The sequence below is a fragment of the Heliomicrobium modesticaldum Ice1 genome (assembly GCF_000019165.1).
GTDB classification, from domain to species: domain Bacteria; phylum Bacillota; class Desulfitobacteriia; order Heliobacteriales; family Heliobacteriaceae; genus Heliomicrobium; species Heliomicrobium modesticaldum.
On the sequence record NC_010337.2, the window covers coordinates 2,800,001 to 2,813,924 of the forward strand.

The 13,924-nt window shown below is 42.5% G+C and carries 13 protein-coding genes and 10 tRNA genes; 3 read left to right on the forward strand and 20 right to left on the reverse strand.

All coding sequences use genetic code 11. From position 1 onward, the window contains the following. Positions 1-114 precede the first annotated feature (114 nt). The 10 genes from HM1_RS12905 to HM1_RS12950 form a co-directional block, all read right to left on the reverse strand. Positions 115-192: transfer RNA gene (locus tag HM1_RS12905), tRNA-Met, on the reverse strand. 42 nt (positions 193-234) lie between these two features. Next, positions 235-325: transfer RNA gene (locus HM1_RS12910), tRNA-Ser, on the reverse strand. A gap of 16 nt (positions 326-341) precedes the next feature. Beyond that, positions 342-417: transfer RNA gene (locus tag HM1_RS12915), tRNA-Met, on the reverse strand. Between the two features lie 6 nt (positions 418-423). After that, a tRNA-Asn gene (locus HM1_RS12920) sits at positions 424-498 on the reverse strand. 7 nt (positions 499-505) lie between these two features. Continuing rightward, a tRNA-Glu gene (locus tag HM1_RS12925) sits at positions 506-581 on the reverse strand. A 4-nt stretch (positions 582-585) separates the two neighbouring features. Next, a tRNA-Lys gene (locus HM1_RS12930) sits at positions 586-661 on the reverse strand. Between the two features lie 18 nt (positions 662-679). Next, positions 680-754, reverse strand: a tRNA-Gln gene (locus HM1_RS12935). Between the two features lie 4 nt (positions 755-758). After that, positions 759-843 (reverse strand) — tRNA-Tyr (locus HM1_RS12940). A gap of 91 nt (positions 844-934) precedes the next feature. Next, positions 935-1,011, reverse strand: a tRNA-Val gene (locus HM1_RS12945). Between the two features lie 7 nt (positions 1,012-1,018). Then, positions 1,019-1,093 (reverse strand) — tRNA-Cys (locus HM1_RS12950). 325 nt (positions 1,094-1,418) lie between these two features. On the opposite strand from HM1_RS12950, the gene HM1_RS12955 reads away from it, so the two are divergent. Together HM1_RS12955 and HM1_RS12960 are read left to right on the forward strand one after the other, a co-directional pair. After that, positions 1,419-1,724 carry a type II toxin-antitoxin system RelB/DinJ family antitoxin gene (locus tag HM1_RS12955; RefSeq protein WP_012283842.1) on the forward strand — a complete coding sequence of 102 codons (306 nt, stop codon included), beginning with the start codon at positions 1,419-1,421 and terminating at the stop codon, positions 1,722-1,724. Then, positions 1,721-2,056, forward strand: a complete 336-nt coding sequence (locus tag HM1_RS12960; RefSeq protein WP_041313968.1) for a type II toxin-antitoxin system RelE/ParE family toxin — start codon at positions 1,721-1,723, stop codon at positions 2,054-2,056. Before HM1_RS12955 ends, HM1_RS12960 begins: the two co-directional genes overlap by 4 nt. Before the next feature lie 290 nt (positions 2,057-2,346). On the opposite strand, the gene HM1_RS12965 is transcribed toward HM1_RS12960, so the two are convergent. From HM1_RS12965 to HM1_RS15355, 6 genes are all read right to left on the reverse strand, one after another. Then, positions 2,347-3,690, reverse strand: a complete 1,344-nt coding sequence (locus HM1_RS12965) for an IS1380-like element ISHmo1 family transposase (protein ID WP_012281191.1) — start codon at positions 3,688-3,690, stop codon at positions 2,347-2,349. A 311-nt stretch (positions 3,691-4,001) separates the two neighbouring features. Beyond that, on the reverse strand, positions 4,002-4,598 hold the full coding sequence (locus HM1_RS15350) for a DUF2703 domain-containing protein (protein WP_202943741.1): 597 nt from the start codon (positions 4,596-4,598) through the stop codon (positions 4,002-4,004). 91 nt (positions 4,599-4,689) lie between these two features. After that, positions 4,690-5,247 (reverse strand): RNA polymerase sigma factor SigZ, encoded by a 558-nt coding sequence (sigZ, locus tag HM1_RS12970; RefSeq protein ID WP_236995024.1) that lies wholly within the window; start codon positions 5,245-5,247, stop codon positions 4,690-4,692. 44 nt (positions 5,248-5,291) lie between these two features. Continuing rightward, positions 5,292-5,828: a permease gene (locus tag HM1_RS12975; RefSeq protein WP_041313971.1), complete on the reverse strand. Its 537-nt coding sequence runs from the start codon at positions 5,826-5,828 to the stop codon at positions 5,292-5,294. Then, on the reverse strand, positions 5,825-6,304 hold the full coding sequence (locus HM1_RS12980) for a permease (RefSeq protein WP_041313973.1): 480 nt from the start codon (positions 6,302-6,304) through the stop codon (positions 5,825-5,827). The genes HM1_RS12975 and HM1_RS12980 overlap by 4 nt, the downstream gene beginning before the upstream one ends. Before the next feature lie 149 nt (positions 6,305-6,453). After that, positions 6,454-6,690, reverse strand: a complete 237-nt coding sequence (locus HM1_RS15355) for a 4Fe-4S dicluster domain-containing protein (protein ID WP_083765252.1) — start codon at positions 6,688-6,690, stop codon at positions 6,454-6,456. A gap of 215 nt (positions 6,691-6,905) precedes the next feature. Here HM1_RS15355 and HM1_RS15615 point away from each other — a divergent pair, with 215 nt between their 5' ends. Continuing rightward, positions 6,906-8,267 (forward strand): transposase, encoded by a 1,362-nt coding sequence (locus tag HM1_RS15615; RefSeq protein WP_012283846.1) that lies wholly within the window; start codon positions 6,906-6,908, stop codon positions 8,265-8,267. A 738-nt stretch (positions 8,268-9,005) separates the two neighbouring features. On the opposite strand, the gene HM1_RS15365 is transcribed toward HM1_RS15615, so the two are convergent. The 4 genes from HM1_RS15365 to HM1_RS13000 all read right to left on the reverse strand — a co-directional run bounded on the left by HM1_RS15365 (position 9,006) and on the right by HM1_RS13000 (position 13,919). Then, entirely contained in the window at positions 9,006-9,860 is an 855-nt protein-coding gene (locus tag HM1_RS15365) for an NgoMIV family type II restriction endonuclease (protein WP_083765253.1), read from the reverse strand. A gap of 7 nt (positions 9,861-9,867) precedes the next feature. Then, a complete protein-coding gene (locus HM1_RS12990; protein ID WP_202943742.1) occupies positions 9,868-10,821 on the reverse strand; it encodes a DNA cytosine methyltransferase in 954 nt (317 codons plus the stop codon). Between the two features lie 74 nt (positions 10,822-10,895). Continuing rightward, on the reverse strand, positions 10,896-11,357 hold the full coding sequence (locus tag HM1_RS12995; RefSeq protein WP_012283849.1) for a very short patch repair endonuclease: 462 nt from the start codon (positions 11,355-11,357) through the stop codon (positions 10,896-10,898). A gap of 30 nt (positions 11,358-11,387) precedes the next feature. Further along, entirely contained in the window at positions 11,388-13,919 is a 2,532-nt protein-coding gene (locus HM1_RS13000; RefSeq protein ID WP_012283850.1) for a S8 family peptidase, read from the reverse strand. Between the last annotated feature and the right edge of the window lie 5 nt (positions 13,920-13,924).

Genomic DNA, 13,924 nt, shown 5'->3' on the forward strand with positions numbered 1-13,924 from the left:
TCTTAATGTACAGCATGACGCGATTTGGTGCATCCCACAGCAAGCGCTTCGCCAAGCTGCGCAGCACTCCCGTTCAATTCGGCCATCTCTCCAGCATGGTCGATAATTCGAAATTGGTAGCGGTGGTAGGATTTGAACCTACGACACTACGGGTATGAACCGTATGCTCTAGACCAACTGAGCTACACCGCCGCACAAGGCTTATTTATCTGGGACGACAAATAAAAAATTTGATGGCGGAGTGGGTGGGATTTGAACCCACGCTGGCCTTACGACCACTAACGATTTAGCAAACCGTCCTCTTCAGCCACTTGAGTACCACTCCGCAAGACCAGGAAATTTGGTTGCGGGGGCAGGACTTGAACCTGCGACCTTCGGGTTATGAGCCCGACGAGCTACCAACTGCTCCACCCCGCGACAATATGGCTCCTCGAGTAGGATTCGAACCTACAACCTACCGGTTAACAGCCGGTTGCTCTACCGTTGAGCTATCGAGGAATAAAAATGGTGACCCGTAGGGGATTCGAACCCCTGTTACCGCCGTGAAAGGGCGGTGTCTTAGACCGCTTGACCAACGGGCCGTCATGGTGATCCATGCTGGACTCGAACCAGCGACACCCTGATTAAAAGTCAGGTGCTCTACCAACTGAGCTAATGGATCAGGAGAGTGAGATCGAAATGGCTGGGGTGGCTGGATTCGAACCAACGAATGGCGGAGTCAAAGTCCGCTGCCTTACCGCTTGGCTACACCCCAGTGATGGTGGAGGGAGAAGGATTCGAACCTTCGAAGGCAGAGCCGGCAGATTTACAGTCTGCTCCCTTTGGCCACTCGGGAATCCCTCCGTGACATGAAGCCTAAAGGCGAAATCGAACCACCGCCACGAGGATCATCCGTCCTCTACCTCTGCTTAACCGACTGAACTGCCGAGACAGATGGTGGGCGATAACGGAATCGAACCGCTGACCTCTTGCATGTCAAGCAAGCGCTCTAACCATCTGAGCTAATCGCCCAAATTTTTGGAGGCGGCGCCCAGATTCGAACTGGGGTATAAAGGTTTTGCAGACCTTTGCCTTACCACTTGGCGACGCCGCCAATACCCGTGACGGTATTGTATCTTATCAGCAATTCACGGAAATGTCAATGTTATTTTATGCCAATCAAAATTGTTTTTAGGCCGGCTTGTGGAGCGTCGGGCGAAGCGAGAAAAAGAAGCGCTGGTGAAGGCAGCGGTGAAGCTGCAAAAACGCCTCTACGCCTGTGAAGCGGACGCACAGGCTGCGCGAACCGAATTCCTGAACTGGTAATTCTAAATCATAGCGGCGATTGAATTTAGATTAAATTCGTTGGCGTTTTAGCTAATCGATTGCATTTCGCAATACAATTGGGCATAATATTATCAGAATAGGAGGTGTTTATTATGGCAAGAACATCAAATATATTTGCACGAGTCGAGCCGGAAATCAAAGAACAGGCAGAGCTGATTCTAGAGCAGCTTGGTATCCCGATGTCAAATGCAATCGGACTTTTTCTCAGGCAGGTCGTGCTTCAGCGAGGTATTCCTTTTGAATTAAAGCTCCCGCAAAGTAAACCCCTGTCAGTGGGTACGCTTACAGGGGAGCAATTCAATGTTGAGATCGAGAAAGGTCTGGCCGATCTGACCGCTGGAAGGGTCGTCTCTGCAGAAAACGTCGCCGAAAGAATGCGCCAGGACTATAGAATATGAGCGAGTGGATAGTTGTTTACACCGAGCAAGCTGAGCGCGACTTGCGCAGCATATTCGAGTACATCGCATTCTCACTGCTTGAGCAGGAAATTGCCAAGAATCAAGTACGGCGGATCATAGATGCGGTGGCGAAGTTAAATGAAATGCCGCTACGGTATCATCTTTATGAAAAAGAGCCGTGGCATAGCAAAGGCCTGCGGGTTTTGCCAATAGACAATTATTTGGCATTTTATCTGCCCGTGGAAGCAAAAATGACAGTCGCGGTTATCCGCATTATGTACGGCGGACGCGATATTGATGAACAGCTACAGCAATCGGAAGCAGGACTGTAAACACATCCTCGCAGGGCATAATTACATGCAGAACCTGCGCAATCCTAATCCTGAATCCGTGAGTCGACTTAGCAGTACCCCAATGATTTTCCACAAAAAGTAATTCGTATTACAAGAATTTAATCCAATTTCCTTAGATAGCCATTTGAACACGTCGCCTTATCAAAGAAGGTGGTGCCGTCAAGAAACGAGATCCATAAAAGCGTATAGCAAAGCTAACCTTTGACACATTTTACATCCAAAGGTCTATCCCATCGAATGAATTTGATTTTTTAGGAAATTCTTGCCGTTTACGAAAAAGCAAGATAGAGATCCTTAAACGTTGCGTACCAGGGACTATGCGCCCCGAGCCGGAGCTTCACTTGTCTGGCATGTCTCACCAATCGAGACGCAATGGTGATCACATTTTGAAGTACCGTGCGTATCCGGCGGCGCTGCGTATGGGCCTTTCTCTTTAGGGGAGAATCCGGATGGTGTAAGCTCATTTGACCAACGATGCGAAGCAGGTTATAGGCAAGCGCACCGAAATGAAAGACCAGATCATTGACCTTAAATTTTCCACTAGGCAGTCGTTCCAAATCAAGGTCCGTTTTTAACTCGCTATGGAATTGCTCGCTGGTTCCGTGATCTCTTTGCAAATGGATCAATTCTTCCGGCGAGACGGGTAACGACGTCCAGTACGTGGCCACTTCTAACTCTGGAAGCAGCAATTGCTGCCCATTGGACAAGATGGTTCGTTCCACGACATGGAAAACCACCCGTTCACGTTGTTCCATATTGCCGACCTTCCACATTACACTGCCCATATACTCCACTTTTCCTTCCCGAACAATTCGGGCCTGCCCATTTTTAAGGGCGATGTCCCTCCACATTTCGGGAGTTTCTTGGCGAAGGTTACGTTTGATTATGTAGTCAACATTCTCTGCGCGGAGGACACGTATGTTATCGACGCTGTCAAAGCCGGAATCCATGCGTACCAGAAGCTTCTCAGCTCCGCACTGGCGTGCGTAATTGATGCTCTTTGTTAAGAACTGGGGCGTTCCTTTCTGGCTATGATCTTTGCCCGGACGCAGCTCAACGTTTATGCAGTAGCCTTCCTGACCGAGGTAGGCCAGTATGGGCGCAAAGCCATCATGACCTTTGTAGGTGCGCGTCACCCCCTCTTTTTTGGAACCGGAATTATCCAATGGCGTCACATCTACGTCTACCGTCAGATAGTCTGTAGCGCCGACCCGAACAGGTGTCAGGGGAGCTTTTGCCTTTTTGATGAGACGAGCAGATTCTTCCATAATGATGTCGTTCCATTTCAAATCCGTCTCAACAACCTTTTCAAATCGTTGTCGTAACGTGGGACTGGAGGGTACGATGTCGACGCCCATGGCGTATCGAAAAAAGTCATCTCCACGAGCCAGCTCAATCGCATCGAAGTCATTCTTTCCCTGACAGAGAAGGCCCAGGTAGCTCAGAGCAACAGTTCCGTGGCTTATATCTGGTGTCAAACAAGTGGGCACAGTGGACTTATCCAATCGCAATTTCAATGAAGTCTTTCTTAACAAGGCGCCCACGAGCGCCAATCCAGTTACCGGTGTAAGCTCCTCATTCGATTGCTCGATAATGAACTTCTTCATGGTCATGCATTCACCCCGTCGGTGAGTTTAAATCACTCCGATTAAACTCGTTTATCTCTATTATACGGGGAAATGCGCTGAATTTCGACTATTTACTTTTTATCCTGTCACTGATTCAGGAAATATTAAGCATGTGGCGCATTATATATTTTAATTTCACCTCCAACTTTATGCTTATATCCGCATAAACGAATATACTTTATTATACAATTATATGCCGCGTGCTGCAATAGGTGTTCATTTTAAAAAAATAAAAAACATATTTGTTTCAAAAGAAAAGAAGCCGATCACTCGACCTCTTTTACGCAACGTATTCATTAGCAGCATAGGGTTGAACCGGAAGATCCGCTACATGTGTTTTCTGTTTGCTGCTTCTTGCTTTTTATGGATTCATAAAAATGTTTTAGGTTCTCGGGCATTACATATTCCTGTACTGTGTCACTGATGGCTACGCCCCCTCCATATACCGCTTTCAGGATTGCTTCAATAATCATAGCTTTTGGAGGTACTGTATATTCCTTACCCTGATAAACCCAAACACGACAGTCAACTTTGTCTCCGCATAAATCACCGCATGATTCACAAAGGCTCTCTCTGACCTCCATTTGAATATCGCTGCCGTTCACACGTATCGTAGGCGAACTTACAAATTTATGCATTAACGCTAATTCCTCATTTTTTACATTGATTTTGTTTACTATGACTTCAACCCCTGTTGCTTCAAGCACTTGCGAGACTTCCGCCAGTGCTTCGTCAAGGTTTGCATCAGTCCCCCGGCACCGTGTACAAACACTTAAATCCAGATATAAAAAGTCAATTACGATACGCCTTTTATCAACCTTACTATCTTGTGTGCTTCCACAACACCCCGGGTTACAGGAACAACAGTCAGAATTATTATTTTTATTAATCACGCATACCACTCCTTATATTTTCAGTCTGCAGACTTTTCACTTATAAAGACGCTGAAAAAGAAAAAAGGACGCATTTTTCGCCTTAATTTATTTAGCAATATTTACATCCGCTGCTTTTATGTTTGTAGTCGATAACGTTTCCCAGTCGGTCAAACTCAAGATGACAGCAGCCCAAAAGCATTTCTTTCAATTTTTCTCTTCCACGCTGCACTCTCGATTTTGCACCTGATAATGATAATCCCATTCTTTCACTTAACTCTTTTTGGGTTAAATTTTGAAATTCAGTTAATAAAACGGCTTCCTTATATTTTTCAGGCAAGCTGTCTATCATAGACTTTAAACAAGCTGCTATTTCCACATTTTGATTTATATCCTCATCATGCCCGATTGCCAAATCTTCAGGGGATTCCAACAAATCAACAGATTTCTCAATCCTTCTATAATAATCTGCAATTGCATTTCGAGTTATTCTGTATATCCAGGCATACATTTTTTGATCGTCGCTCAAGTTTTCAATATTTGCATGTATTTTTAAAAAAACTTCCTGCAAAACATCATCAACATCTTGCTCATTCGGTATGCGTTTCCTTATAAAATTTTTCAGAGGTCCGCTGAATTTTTCCCAAATATGATTAATACACACTGACACTGTACTCATCACCTTTAATGGCAGTTTCGTCTTTAATGAACTTCTTATTTCAATGAAACCGCATTATCATAGATGTACTGCTTTTCCTTATCGCTTAAAAGCTTTTCCGTTGCATATGCTATCAAAGCAATTCCGGGTATGTCTATTATAAACCGCGTAATCATAAACTTCCATCCCATTGAAGATGCCTCAAACAGCAGCATGGGTATTTTTGTTGTTGACCATGCGCCAATAAAAATAAGTACATTGGAAAACTTGCTTCCCTTTTTTAATAGAACCCCGGCAACAGGGAACGCCGCATATAATGGTCCTGCAGCCGCAGAACCTAAAAAGAATGCTAATGCAACTCCGATGAATCCTGATTTCTCACCCATCAGCTTAATCATGGTTTCACGCTGTACCCATACATCCAATAGTCCAAGAAGAATAAATATGGGCGGTATTACCGAAAGCATTTCAAGGGTATTGCTCCATGTTATACTTATTGATTTCTGTCCGATGGAAGGGTAAATTGCCAGAATTCCTGAATTGACTGCCACAAGGATTATAAAAAACTTATACCGTTTAATAATTTCTTTCATCTCAACACCACCCCTATTGCTATCGCCACAACAAATGAGAATATGAATGCCAAACCATTTCTTAAAATTGTAGCCTTTTTCCCAAAGTATTTTATCTCTACAGGTACGGTAACAATACCGACCATCATCAGCGTTGAAATGAACACTGCAATTTGCATAAAGCCTGCTCCACTTTTAAGCAGTGCCGATGCCAGCGGAAAAGCAACAAATCCAGGTATTAACGTAATTGAACCGATGACAGATGCAATAACCATACCGATCCACCCTGACTGCTGGCCGATTAGTTTGGATATTGTTTCCGGGCTTAACACTGCAAGCATAATCCCTATAATTATTAAAATGGATAGAAATTGCGGAAGTATATTTTCAAAAGACTTCCATGCTTTTTTTAAAGCCATTTTTGTCTTTTTTCTGTCTTTTAAAAAAGAAAGCAAAAGCAATCCTGCCGCCAGGAAATATAGTATTGCCGTAAACATTTAAAACCTCCTCGCTCATTATAAAAAGCCGGTTAAAAACATGCCCCGGCTTTTGCCCTTCATGGTTTTATTATCTACATATCTGCAGAAGTATGCTTTTTTACAACCGCATGTTTCAATGCAAAACATGCAGTTGTTTCATTAAAGCATTAGCCACAGCAGCTGCAGCCGCATGATTTTTTCCCGCCGGTATCTCCATAATATGTGATTGCTTCTGCAGAACACAGATTCTGACATCCGCGGCAGCCGTCTATGCATCCTTCCGGATATATGACCTCGGGTCTTTGTACATCTTTCTTGAAAACTCCATGCGAACATTTGTTGATGCAAGAGCCACACTCAATACAGTTGTCATAGTTGATGACAGGATACCAATTCTTAGCCATTTCAACTCTCCCTCCAGAACCCACGCATCTTTAATAAAAAAGTCTGCTAATCCCCTGTCTGAGGCGCTGTTGGAGAATTGTCGTGAAAACGCGACAATTCCCACGGGAAAATGGATATAATTAGATTAATTTCCAGAAAATTTTAAAGGATTCCCGTTGCCTTTGTCGAAGTGAGTGGTTGCAAAGCAAAACACTGAACAAAGGGGGAATCCTCAGTGCAAAGCGTAGCACAGCCACTCGAAGAAGTCCAGAAAATTTTTTGTAGAACACCTGGTGGAAAAAAAGCGGGCCGACTAATTCAACATTTTACGCAGTACGCCTCAAAGGTATATGGCTTTTCGCAGATGGTCCGTCAAGCAAAGGATGGTCGCAAACAACCCCGTATCAAAGCCCCAGCCATTTTTACCGTCGCTTTTTTTGGCGCCTTTTTCTGTATGGAAAGTATGGAGCAGATGGACCGTTGGCAAAAAACCGGGGTATTCCGTCAATTGGTTCCCAAAAACATTCGATTGCCATCACATGATACGGTGCGACAAGCCTTGATGAAATGGGATCTAAAAGAGCAACGAGAGCAGCATAACTGTGTGATCCAGCGATATAAGGAGCAACGCGGCCCGCAGAAGGAAAGCATCAATGGTTGGCGAGTGACTGCCATCGATGGCGTGGAGTTATTCCACACCAAGGCCTATCGTTGTCCCGAATGCCTCACGCGCGAACACCGCGACAAAACCACCGACTATTATCATGCGGTCGTAGTCGCCCAACAGGTTGGCGGCAACGCGAACCTGATTTATGACTGGGAAATGCGAAAACCTCAGGATGGGGTGGACAAGGATGAAGGAGAAACCACCGTCGCCCAACGATTGATCCGACGTATGGCCGAGACCTATGGAAAAATAACGGATGTATACACGTTAGACGCGCTGTTTGCCAAAGCACCCGTCATTCATGCCGCTCTGGATGCAGGCGCTCATGTAGTTGTTCGCATGAAAGAAGAACGTCGACGGATAATGAAAGAGGCAAATGCCTGCTTTGCGAACCGGCTTCCGGACTCCACTTGGGAAGAAAGAGATGGAAAAGGGAATACCGTTTACGTTCAAGCTTGGGACGAAGAGGGATTGGCACAATGGCCGCAAGTTCGCGTGCCCATGCGAATCGTAAAAATCATTCGTCATACCAACAAGACAGTCATCGAAGCAAACAAAGAAGTCTTTGTCACTGATGTGGTGGAGCGCTGGATAGCAACCACATGCTCATCCGAAAAAGCGGATACCCAGACGATCGCACAAATTGCCGCCGCTCGTTGGGATATTGAGAATATTGGATTTCGCAACCTTAAGACGTTCAACGCCTTGGACCACTGCTTCGTGCACGATTCGGTGGCGATCAAAGCGATGATCGGATTTCAAGTGCTGGCTTTTAATCTTAAGCGATTGTTTTTCTTTCACCACCTCCCTGCCTCTCGTCATCGAGATGTGCCGCTTCGATATCTCATTGATGAGATGCGCGAAGCGACGAGGTGGGTATCTTTACATCTATATCGTTGGGTCTGGGAGTGGGGCTTATCTACTGCCTAGCTGACCAAGGGTGAAAGGGTGGGATTGCCTATCGAAGCACTGGTATAATCAAGGTGTTTTTTTCCATAAAATTGCGTAGGATAAATGCAACTGTCGACTGGATAATTTAAACATTTAAAGAGAGAATTGGTATCGCCATTAAATCGGTTAACCGTAAGAGGTCGCTCATTTGCTTGGTGCTATTTCGATTGCGTAGGTTCTTTGTTGTTCATAGCTCCATTTTATCATTTCTGTAATTGCCAACACACACAAAATAGCGAGGAACCAGTATAGTATTGCTGGACTTTCCGCACCCTCACTTCCCCACCCTTGACATCAATACTACGCACTCAACATGACGTGAGACGATTGAATTGATGTCATTTGAAGAAAAATGTCTCCGGCGTTCGCGGAAACATATCAATCGGCAAAATGCCATCTTTAAAATTGCACAAATTGACAGAATAGATATTCTTTGAAAAACCGTTCTCTTCTTCTAACCTATAACACTAATGTCATTTAACAATGAATGCCTCAGCTTTTACAACCTGATTAAGCTTTACTTGCCATAAGGTTCCTTGAATCGATTTCGTTTTCAAACTCCCGTATAACCATCAGCATCTTCTTTGCATAAATCAAAAAATACGATCTCTGCTTTTAACAATTCTATCCATAATTATAAGCATTTCGCTGCTTTGAATTTGAAAATCTGATAGATCTCACGTAAATCCCGCTTTTGTATATAAACATATGTATTAGTTACACAGCAAGGTCTAAAGGCAAATCAGATATATCTTTGAGCCTTTTACCATTTATCATGGTTTGCATCAAAACAATAGAGTCATCATTGCCAAATTCATTTACAGCCTGTATCAATTCATATAGTGCAAAATGATAAACACAATCAATATCACCCGTTCCCAAAGAAATTGACGCAATTCTGCTTGGTAATGGTTCACCAGTTACAACCACAATATGAGGCAGGTGGCCTTTCCTATTACGAATTAAATTTAGCGCTTCTGTACGGCTATTTTGGCTCCTATCAGATCTAATAGTCCATTTTGAAGAAATACTTGCATGAAGTATATCTTTACCTCCATTAGATTTTCTCAATACGGTTTTAAGACATACACTGTCATCCACCAAAACAGTAGGTGTATTTATAACTTCATCATCGAACGGAGTATGTGATATTATAACATCTGGCGTTATTGTATAGTCACTTCCCAAAATAGCTGCAAGTTCCGGATTCCCTTTTGAAATCTCGTTCAAATCATATAAATGGGCATATTGCTCGAACCGTGATATTGCTAACCTATCTCTATTGCCTATCCGTTGGATATCCCAATTCCCTGGCCGTATATTCCCCAGTTTCAAAAAGGTATCCTTAAGAAATTCCATATTTATGGCCTCAAATTGAGAACCGCTTGTCTGGCCCGCTGCTTTTATTCCTACATTTGTTTCGAGCAAATTGGTAATTCCCTTAGCTATCTCAACAGATAAACGGCTGTCTTTGTCAGCATTGCTTGGAATTCCATTGCTCCCGACTGTAAGAATAGAATTTAACAAATTAGCATGATATTTTTTCCTAGCCTCGCTAAAATATGCATTCATATAAATATCACGCTCCTTTCATTTCAAGTTTGTTTGCTTTAAGCAAACACTTTCTTATCTGGGTTCCAACCGCACATGCTACAGGAGGTGGGAATGCGTTACCGATCTGGCGGTAAACGCTGGTTTTGGAACCGCTAAAGATCCAATCATCAGGGAATCCCTGAAGCCTTGCTACCATCCGGTTAGTCAATTTAGGCATTCCAACAAAGTCACGAGCTGGCGCATCGTTTGCAATTCCGCTTCCATCAACTCCCAAAGCAGCCCATGCACGTTTCGCCCGGGTAGGCCCTAAATCAGGCCCACCATGTTTTTTTGAACCCCCAACAATGGTCGGGGCAATATCATTTGCCTGCTCTATCCATTGTTTAACTCCTATCCAGCCATTTGCTCCCATTAAATCACCTAATATTTCTCCAACTGTAGGAGCATGCATGATTTCTGTCGGAAATGTGAAATCTGCTGCTAAGTCATTTCTTATTGCCACAAAAACAACGCGGGGCCGCAATTGCGGTACACCGTAGTCAGAAGCATTTAATAGCCTCCATTCAACCTGATAACCTAGTGCTTCCAGACTATCTTTAATTTTTTTTCTGTATTCGTCAAATATAGAATCAAGAATGCCCCTCACATTTTCAAGCATTACCGCCTTTGGCTTAATAACCTCTGTCAGCCTTATTGCTTCAGGGAATAAATCACGCTCATCTTCCGACCCAAGTTGTTTGCCTGCAACAGAAAATGGCGGGCAAGGCACACCTCCTGCGAGCAAATCAATTCCACGGTAAGCATTTCCGTCGAACAGCCTAACGTCTTCATTTATCACATTCCATTTGGGACGATTAAGCTTCAGGGTTGTGCAATACTCTTTCTCTATTTCTACTAAAGCAACATGTTCAAACCCAGCCATTTCAAGCCCTAGCGCTTGGCCTCCGGCTCCGGCGCATATTTCAACAGATGTAAACATAACCATTCAATCTCCCTTTATAATAACTTGTGTCTATTATAACAAAAGCTTTTTTAAACTACTATAAACTTAATTCATCGCTCCAATTCATTGGCATATTTATCAGTATATTCTTCCAACTTAACCTGGAATATAGTTTCTTTAACTGTTTTAATACAATCTTCTAAATTTTTTACGATATCCCTGCCCCAAAATCTTAGAACACGCCACCCCATAGATTTAAGCTGTTGATCAATTTCAATATCACGTTCCATATTCTTTTCTATTTTTTGTATCCAATAATCCCGGTTATTTTTAATTTTAGGCTTCTTTATCTCCCAATCTTTTCCGTGCCAAAATTCTCCATCGCAAAAAATTGCAATCTTATATTTTGTTATTGCTATATCAGGTTTTCCGGGAAGCAATTGATAATTTTTCCTATAATTTATTCCTTCCCGCCATAGCGCTTTTCTAAAAACAGTTTCAATTCTTGTATTCTTGCTACGGATGCGGCTCATATTATAGTGCCGCTGTTCCTCTTGTGTCCTATGCACCATTAGCGCCACCTGCTTTATGCGAAATTTATACTATATTCTAATTTGTGCACGTGTACGCTCTCTCTGACGATCTCTAATCCTTACATTACTTTGAAGTTTTTCATAAAGCTTAATATCTTCTTGACCGGAGTATGAAAAAGTAATAGCTAACGCATAAGGTTGAGGTAACTCTTGTTCAGCATATTTAAACCGTTCTTTTCCTGTAACTAAAATATAAACATACGGTTCATTTTCGTTCCAAAGAAGATCTCTCCCGCCAGTTGCGCTTTTTGTCCATATGCGCTGTTGCAGCGTTGATTTTGAAATTTCCTTATATCCCGGATAAAATGCCGCTTTATTTTCATCAGGCAAGTTTTCCAAATCGTCTTCATTATCTTCGCCTGATTCTTTTTTTGCCCTATACTGCAATAATGTTTCTTCATCTATTTTACGGAAAACCTCAAACCATAAATTGCATGCAAGATAGTCTTTGCGGCTCAAGCGTGTTATAGGATTATAAGCTAAACTGATGGCAATTCTCTTTTCTGCACGAACAGACAAAAATTCCTTTGGCACAGGTATTTTATATAAATGGAACAAACGCAAGTTTATTTCGTCTTCTGCAAATAAAGTAACTTGCTTTTCATGTGAGTAAAGTATGCTGTCATCCGCTTTCCCAAAGCCAATTAACCTTAACCTGCGCTCTTGTTTTGGATTTCCCTTGCCATTATATAACACATCAATAGATTTTTCCGTCCACTCCACCATTTCAGGCGTATATCTTGCGGAATTTACCAATAAAGCTCTGATTAAATTGGCCGACGGCCTCTCTCCAATTTGCTCTTCAAGAGCACGCTCAATTCTGGCCGCTATATGCGTTACATGCGGTGCAGAGAAACTTGTCCCGCAATAGCCTTTGAATATTTTATCATTTCCGTTATGTAGTGTCGGCTCTAGCAGATTGCGGTCATTTTTATACCATCTTGTGTCGCCACGTGATATTTGATGAACAGCATAATTCCCGCCATAGTCCACAAGCTCCGGCTTTATGGCTTTATTTACGCCTCTCCCGATCCTTGTAAATACAGAAGGGTAATTCTTTGCTCCCACCGACAGCCTTACGCCACGGTTTTGTGTTACCTCTGGTTCATCAAAGCGTGTTATAGATCCTACCGTAACGCTCAGAGCAGAAGTAGCCGGATCAATAAGCCTATGCTCGGGCTGAAACAGTTGGTTTCTGCAATTTTCCATAAGCGCATCTCTTGAATCAAAATCATTGATAGCAGGATTTGGCACATTACCCGCACTTACTATGATGACGATATCTAAATTTCTTGATAATTGATCTAGCATTTCTGCCCAAGCAAACTGCCTTCCACCATTATATAAATGATCCATATCTCCTGCGGACAAATTAAAAATCCTGCAATTATATTCCTTGTAGAAATATTCAATAGCCTCTTTTACTATCTGCTCCGGTCTTTTATCCGCTGGAAAACAAGTATCCCCATTTTCATTATGCATTATTTTACCATTGCATATCCGAACTAACGGTGTAAAAACTTTTGATTCAATACATTTATTAAAATCCCCATAAACAACTATACCAGCAACACCTGTCCCATGACCATGCAAATCAGAGGTTGTATTTTCAGTGTTGTCGAATTCTTCTTCTCCAACTATAACATTGCTTAACAAAGGGTTAGCGGAAAAAACTCCTGAATCAAGCACTGCGGCCAAGGGAGCATTCTCACCAAGATTATCATGAATAATGGGGTCAAAATGCAATGAGTATAATTCATATTGTTCCGCAGAAACAGTGCCAAGCGGCAAATCTACAAGGCTTATAACGTCCAAATCCAGCAATGCATTTAAAGTAAACTCATTTACTTGTGCACGGCCAAGCAACAAACTTGGTATCTCAAACAAATCCCCAAGCAAAGTGCTTCCTTGAGTCCCTAATGCCTTTTTTATAATTCTTTCCGTTTCTATAATCTTCGACCTGTCTCCGTTATACCACACATCAATATTTACAACGAAAAAACCTTCAGGGAACAGGGAAGGATCATCAAAGTACTTCTTCAAACGGGAACCGATTCTATCTTCACGAGAAACGTTTCTGATATTTTCTATGCAGTTGAATAAATCTCTTCTTTGGGCATAGGTTAAAATAGCATCATTTGGATCATCATTTTGCCATAATTCTCTTTCCTGGTTAAATAAATTAAGCGCTGCCTTATCTTCAAATTGAATAACAAGTTTGGATTTGTTAGGGTTAGCTGGATCTATGACATCCGTCTCCTCAACAAGAAACAGATTAAACTTAACCAGCATATTTTCTAAAATTTCTCTGGACATAGCATCACTAATAACCTCTAAAACTAAGAGATTTTCCGAATCTATCCCCAAATGAACGCGTTTTGATTCTATAAATTCTGTGGTTTGAGACAATTCTTCTCCTAGTTTTTTGCCATGAGTTGCCCTGTCTCGATTGGTAGGCCTAGGGGCGTTAGGGAAAGATGGAAACCGATATTGCCTAACCGTATCCTCCCTCATTATTTCAATATGATTTAGAACAGCCATTTTTT